A 3,730-nucleotide genomic window follows, 5' to 3' on the forward strand; every position below is an offset into this window, starting at 1 on the left:
TCACCCGCGACGAGGCCCGCCGCCTCGCGCAGATCGCCGCCGGACCGGTGATGAACGCTGCCCGCACACACCCCCGTGCGCGCCCCCTTCCGCACCCCCCTCTGCTCCACCTGCACCACCTGAGAGAGCCGCAAGCACCGCCGCACCACTTACGCACCACCTCCCTGAACCCCACGTCGCCGACGACGTGTAACCGACCGGAGGAACCGCCGTGGCCGCTAAGCCCAGGTTTCGCAAAGACGCAGACGCAGCCGCCCCCGACGTGACGGACGACGCCGTCACAGAAGCAGAAGCAGGTGACGGCCGGAAACATCCGGTCGACGAAACCCTCCCCCCGCTGAAGATGTTCACCAGCGGCCTCCAGCACGTGGCCGCCATGTACGCGGGCGTGGTGGCCCCGCCGCTCATCGTGGGGCCGGCCGTCGGCCTCACCGCCAAGGAGACCGCCTTCCTGATGGGGGCGAGCCTCTTCACCGCGGGGATCGCCACCCTGCTCCAGACCATCGGCTTCTGGAAGGTCGGCGCCCGGCTGCCCTTCGTCAACGGCGTCTCGTTCGCCGGGGTCGCCCCGATGATCGCGATAGGCAAGGACCGGGGCCACGACGGGATAGCCGTCATCTTCGGCGCGATCATCGTCGCGAGTCTTCTGGGCTTCGTCCTCGCCCCGTACTTCTGCAAACTCGTCCGCTTCTTCCCGCCCGTCGTCACCGGCACCGTGATCACCCTGATCGGCGTCTCGCTCCTCCCGGTCGCCTTCAACTGGTCCCAGGGCGGCAACGCCACGGCCGACGACTACGGTTCGATGACCAACATCACCATGGCCGCCGTGACCCTGGTCATCGTGCTGGCCCTGCGCAAGCTGCTGCGCGGCTTCCTCCAGCAGATCGCGATCCTGCTCGGCCTGGTCATCGGCACCCTGATCGCCATCCCGGCGGGCATCACCGACTTCAGCGCCATCAAGAACGCCGACGTCGTCGGCTTCCCGACCCCCTTCGCCTTCGGCGCCCCGCAGTTCGAGATCGCGGCCATCATCTCCATGTGCATCGTGATGCTCGTCTGCATGACCGAGTCCACGGCGGACATGCTGGCCCTCGGCAAGATCGTCGGCCGCCCGGCGGACGAGAAGATCATCGAGGGCGGTCTGCGCGCCGACACCCTCGGCAGCGCCATCAGCCCGCTCTTCAACGGCTTCATGTGCAGCGCCTTCGCCCAGAACGTCGGCCTCGTCGCCATGACGAAGATCCGCAGCCGCTACGTCGTCGCGGCGGGCGGCGGCATCCTCATCGTGCTCGGCCTGGTCCCGGTCGCGGCCTCCGTCATCGCCCTCGTACCGCTGCCGGTGCTCGGCGGCGCGGGCATCGTCCTCTTCGGCACGGTCGCGGCCAGCGGCATCCAGACCCTGGCGACCGCCGCCATGGAGAAGGGCGAGAACGCGCTGATCGTGGCGGCGGCCCTCGGTATCGGCCTGATCCCGATCGCGGCGCCGCAGTTCTACCACGCCTTCCCGGAGAGCCTGCTGGTCGTCCTCGACTCGGGCATCTCCACCGGCTGTGTGGTGGCGATCGTGCTGAACCTCGCCTTCAACCACTTCGGCCGCAAGCCGGACGCGGTGGAGGAGGAGCCGGCGAACGGCGAACACGTGGTGCCGGCGGCCGCCGGGGTGGGCGTCCACTGACTCCTGGGGAGTGTCCGCCTCCCGACAGCGGCCCGGTGGGACCCCGCACGGTCCCGCCGGGCCGGCGCGCGTCCGGGGCCTGTGGCGCGGGCCGCCGTCCGTCGGCGGTAGCGTCAGGGGCATGGAAGATCAGTCTGTTGTGGATGTCGGCGATGTGCGCCTCGCGTACCGGGCCTGGGGCGACGCGTTCGGCTCGCCCGTCGTGCTGCTGCACGGCCTCGGCGGTTCGGCCGCGCACTGGGAGGCGGCCGGCACCCTGCTGGGCCAGGAGTGGCGGGTCTACGCCCTGGACCTGCGGGGCCACGGCGAGAGCGACTGGCCCGACGACTACGACCTGGAACTGATAGCCGAGGACGTCGTAGGCTTCCTCGACGAACTGGAGCTGGACCGGGTCGGCCTCGTCGGCCACGGCATGGGCGGCGTCGTCGCCCGGCTGGTGGCCCAGGAACACTCCGACCGGGTGGAGCGGCTGGTGCTGGTGGAGACCCCGGCGCCGTTCCCCGGCGACCCGGGCCCGGCCGGTCGCGCCGAGGGCCCGGTGGACTACGACGAGAACGCGGTCCCCGCCGTCCACGACCAGCTCGCCGACCCCGGCCCGGACGCCGCCGGGCACCTCGGCGACATCGTCTCCCCGACCCTGATCATCACCGGGGGCCCGGAGAGCGAGATGGAACAGCACCGCCAGGCGGAGGTGGCCGCCCTCGTCCCGGACTGCCGCCTGATCACGGTCCCGGGCGGCCACCGCATGCACGAGACCCGGGCGGACCAGGTGGCGGCGAACATCACGGAGTTCTTCACCAGCTGAGGGCTTCCGCGCCCGGTCCGTGCGGTGGCGGCTGCTCTCAGCCGCCCGGCCGCCAGTCCGGACGTCGGCCGCTGAGGGCGATCACGCGGTCCAGCAGCGGGGCGCCGTCCGGCACCGGGACGGGCGGCGCGAAGATGCCCCCGCGGTCCGGGGCGTCCTCGTCCGGGGCGAGCAGCGCCGCGCAGGACCTCAGCTCGGCCTCGCCCGCCGTGTAGGGCTGCCCGGTCGAGCGGGCCAGGTCCCAGCCGTGGATCACGAGCTCGTTGAGCGCGACGGCCCCGGCCACCTCGCCGGGCAGTTCGATCCCGCCCGCCCGGGTCACGCCCGTCCAGGCGTCGGGCGCGCGCCAGGCCGCCGCCACCTCCTCCAGCCGCCGGGGCAGAGCCTCCCGCCAGTCGTCGTCGAGGACGGGGAGGGACGCGTCGGGAGAGGTGGCCGTGCTCGGCCGGAGGTCCTTGCGGGCGGCGTCACGGAAGGCGGTGGCCAGCCCGGTGAGATGGCCGAGCAGCTCCCGTACGGCGTAGTCGGGGCAGGGCGTGGGTCCGTCCAGCGCGCCGTCGTCGACCGGACCGAGCAGTTCGGCGATCCGCCGGGCGGCCGGTTGCAGGTCGGGCAGGCCGGCGGCCGGCGCGGCGGTCTCGTGCGCAGCCGACGCGGAGGTCTCATGCGTATCCATACAGGGATGACCCCTCCACCGCCGGAAACTCATCGGTCGACGGACCGTCCGGACCGGTGGGGCGGGCGACGCAACCCGGCACATAGCGGAAGGTTCCCGGCCGGACTCTTGTCGGCGGGCCCCACGTCATGTCATACAGGTCTGGACCATTGCTGTCCGGATGGAAGGCACCACCGTGCAACGCCCCCACATATCTGCCGCGTTGGCCTGTTCCGCCCTGCTTCTCACCCCCCTCCTCTCCGCCTGCGGTGGCACCGCCGAAGCCGACACCCAGCCGCCCGGCACGCCGGAGAACGTGACCGCCCAGGCCAGCAGCTCGACCTCGGTGCACGTCATGTGGAAGGCCGCCCCGGACGACGAGAGGGTCGCCGGCTACGAGGTCTACCGAGGGAAGAGCAAGGTCAAGAGCGTCCCGGCGGCGAAGACCATGATCGACATCGACGGTCTGACAGCCTCGACCGACTACACCTTCAGCGTCCGGGCCAAAGACACGGCCGGGAACCTCTCCACCCCCAGCAAGGCCGTCCCCGTCACCACCCGGGCCACCCCGCCGAAGGACGACGAGCCCCCCACC

General features: G+C 71.9%; 4 protein-coding genes. 3 read left to right on the forward strand and 1 reads right to left on the reverse strand.

Annotated features, from left to right (window positions below; translation table 11 throughout):
• The first annotated feature begins 211 nt into the window (after positions 1-211).
• Positions 212-1,675 (forward strand): nucleobase:cation symporter-2 family protein, encoded by a 1,464-nt coding sequence (locus D3105_RS33420; RefSeq protein ID WP_118906557.1) that lies wholly within the window; start codon positions 212-214, stop codon positions 1,673-1,675.
• Between the two features lie 121 nt (positions 1,676-1,796).
• Entirely contained in the window at positions 1,797-2,480 is a 684-nt protein-coding gene (locus D3105_RS33425) for an alpha/beta fold hydrolase (protein WP_118906558.1), read from the forward strand.
• A gap of 37 nt (positions 2,481-2,517) precedes the next feature.
• Here D3105_RS33425 and D3105_RS33430 read toward each other — a convergent pair whose 3' ends face one another.
• Positions 2,518-3,156 (reverse strand): TIGR03086 family metal-binding protein, encoded by a 639-nt coding sequence (locus tag D3105_RS33430; RefSeq protein ID WP_206273052.1) that lies wholly within the window; start codon positions 3,154-3,156, stop codon positions 2,518-2,520.
• 160 nt (positions 3,157-3,316) lie between these two features.
• Here D3105_RS33430 and D3105_RS33435 point away from each other — a divergent pair.
• On the forward strand, positions 3,317-3,730 hold a 414-nt coding region (locus D3105_RS33435; RefSeq protein WP_133305745.1), incomplete at its 3' end, for a fibronectin type III domain-containing protein.

Source organism: Streptomyces globisporus (genome assembly GCF_003501885.1).
GTDB classification, from domain to species: Bacteria; Actinomycetota; Actinomycetes; order Streptomycetales; family Streptomycetaceae; genus Streptomyces; species Streptomyces globisporus_D.

Bases quoted from the DNA above. Each gene is read 5' to 3' on its own strand.
- D3105_RS33430 (WP_206273052.1), bottom strand. From the start codon at position 3,156: ATGGATACGCATGAGACCTCCGCGTCGGCTGCGCACGAGACCGCCGCG.
- D3105_RS33425 (WP_118906558.1), top strand. From the start codon at position 1,797: ATGGAAGATCAGTCTGTTGTGGATGTCGGCGATGTGCGCCTCGCGTAC.